General features: G+C 52.8%; 3 protein-coding genes. All 3 read right to left on the minus strand.

The window, feature by feature from the left end; genetic code table 11:
* Nucleotides 1-1,007: YqaJ viral recombinase family nuclease (locus tag E9531_RS17305; protein WP_136575014.1), on the minus strand; the 1,007-nt coding region annotated here is incomplete at its 3' end.
* Between the two features lie 125 nt (nucleotides 1,008-1,132).
* On the minus strand, nucleotides 1,133-2,149 hold the full coding sequence (locus E9531_RS17310) for a DUF932 domain-containing protein (protein ID WP_136575015.1): 1,017 nt from the start codon (nucleotides 2,147-2,149) through the stop codon (nucleotides 1,133-1,135).
* Between the two features lie 110 nt (nucleotides 2,150-2,259).
* Entirely contained in the window at nucleotides 2,260-2,580 is a 321-nt protein-coding gene (locus E9531_RS17315) for a hypothetical protein (protein ID WP_136575016.1), read from the minus strand.
* Nucleotides 2,581-2,663 lie beyond the last annotated feature (83 nt).

A 2,663-nucleotide genomic window follows, 5' to 3' on the forward strand; every position in this document is an offset into this window, starting at 1 on the left:
TTGGTTTGTGTGTATTGCGCAATGAGTTCAGGCTGGTCTTGGGCCAGCTTCTTGGTGTCGATGCTGCTGGACTCTTTGGCTTGTTTCCAGCTCACAGAACCCGTTTCAAACAAGGCCACACTGGCACTGCCCATCGCTTGTTGAATGGTTTGCTTCAGTTGGCTTTCTTGCTCCTGGTATTTGGTCAGCTGACTGCGTACATCCAGCAAATCACCAAACGTGGCGCTCATGGATGGATCTGCTTTCCAGTCCACGATAGAGCCTGCATCTTTGGGATACAGACACCGCAGTGCCAAATCTGCTGAATCGGAACCATCGGCATTGGGCTCTTGGTTGGTTGTAACCAAACTCCAGAACTGCTGCTCCAGTGCAATGAGTTGCGCAATCATGGTCTCGTCCCGTTCAATGCGGTGCACCTGCAGCTCTTGACCACAGATGAGTACGGCGACGTCAGCGGCTTGTTTGCCTGTGACTGCCAGTTGGTGCATGACTTGCAGTTGGATGTATTCAGGCACTCCATCTTTCCAGAGACGGGCTCCGTTCAGGCCTGCTGTTTTGCATTCCAGAATTTGTACATCGCTCGACCCCACCACTTCACGGTCGATATTGGCCAGCATCCAAGGGTGTTCTGGATGCTGCAATACGGCGTTGACTCGGCGTACTTTGTTGCCTGTGCGTTTGGTGTAATGCGCAGCCACAATGGGTTCCAGCAATGTGCCCCAATACATGGGACTCGATTCGTCATTGGAATCGTCTTGCGGCAGCAGATGTTGTCTGCCGGTCTTAACCATCCACAGCTCCAGTTGGGAGCAATAGGGGTTCAGGCCCACAGCAGAAGCGGCATCGGATGAGCCGATACCTTGCATACGCACATCCAGCCATTCATCACGGGAGAGGTCATTGGTTTTAACCAAGCGTAATGCGGGGCGTGTAGTGGATCCGTTAGAAGAAGAACGAGAACGCAAAACACGTTCTGTTGGTTCAACGGTTGAGGAAAATTGAGACATACAACCTCCATGAATTGGAAACTAGGAAACGTTCATTCATCTCCATCCACCCCATAACAAAAAAAGCCCCTGTATCGCTACAGGGGCCTTATGACGGGGTGAATGGGATTGAGACATAGGGCAGATCACTCCACCATCGATAAAGCTTGTTCTAGGGCTTTCTGTTTGATGGCGGCACCTTGACCAAACCAGGCACTATCCAGACGGTTGTCTTGTGAACGTGCACGGCGTTCATGATCGACAAACTCCGTAATGGATGACAGCAAGCCCCAAGCGGTGCCTTTGGCTGCATGCAGCTCTGCACCACGGCCTGCACCTTGGTACAGAGATTGGGCTTTCTTCAATGCACGCTCATTGGTCAAGCCAGAAGAAGCACGAGAACCAGTGAAGCTGCGAGTGCCATGGTTATTTCCTTCATTGGTGCATAACACTTTGAGGAAGAAGTCCATGGCTTCGTGGGTTTTGACTTTGCGCTCGGTGAGCATCTTCATGCGGTACATGAAACCATCCCACTGGGTCACAGCAATACCCAATTGGCGTTTGACCTCTTCTGGATTGAATGAACGGCTATGGGGTACACGAATGGCGCCAGAGGCGTTGCCTGCAGCACCAGCCAAAGCAATCGACAAGGTGTTGTTGCAGACGACCCGTACAGTCGTTGGCGTCGCAGTGGTTGCCAAGGTGCCATCACAAGAAGTCGCCAAGAGCAAATAGCCTTTGACCACGTCATTGCCTTTGAGGGCGGTTTCTTTGCCAGTGCGGGCCAAGGCCCAGAACTTACGTCCGGCACGCAAAACACCGGCAGTTTCTAATTCAAAGCCAGAGACTTCGGTGAGATCGCGGTAGAACTCCAGCACCTCACGGGGTTGAACAACCTTGTAGCGACTGCCGACCACGGACAGTGGGGCTTTAGTGTCTGAGCGGTACAGAACCCGTTGGTCTGGAAACTCCAGGGCTTCGCCATAGCCAAGGCCCAAAGACTTGTCTTCTGCCATGTAGCGCACTGGGGTGGATTCAATGGTCCAGTCCATACCAGCCTTTTGCGCCCAGACATCTATGGGCTGACGACGGGCCAGTTTGTGGCCCAAACCATGCCAAGGGGTTTGGCCTGCATAAGCCATGGTTTCAACGAGATGGGACATAGGAACTCCATTGAGGGGAAATAGGGACGACAAAAAGGCCCACTGGACAAAACCAGTGGGCCTATGGATGAAAGAGTAAGAGAGAGGGGCAGATTCAATCAGCTAAAGAATCACAGTCGGAAGGTGTGACCACAGTCGATGCACTCGATGTTGTCCAGGACATTGGCATCCAAGCTTTCGCCAACGGCTGAGCCGACTTCACAGCCGATCTTGCTACCAAGCAGGCCACCAAGGGCTGCACCTGCAATAGAGCCTAAGACAGAACCAATGGGGCCAGCAATGACACCGGCCATGGCACCAGTGCGTGCACCGTTCAAAGCACCGGCAACGCCTGCGGCACCACCGGCTAAGCCACCGACAGAACCAGCAACGGTTCTACCAAGGGTGCGGTTTTTGAGATTGTGAGAATGACAATGAGGGCATGAAGCCATGAAAACTCCTTGAAGAGGACAAACAAAAAGCCCCTGATCAAGAATGAAAAGGGGCTGATGGATGAGCCAGAGATGCTGCGAAA

The sequence above is a fragment of the Lampropedia puyangensis genome, from assembly GCF_004833285.1.
GTDB lineage: Bacteria > Pseudomonadota > Gammaproteobacteria > Burkholderiales > Burkholderiaceae_C > Lampropedia > Lampropedia puyangensis.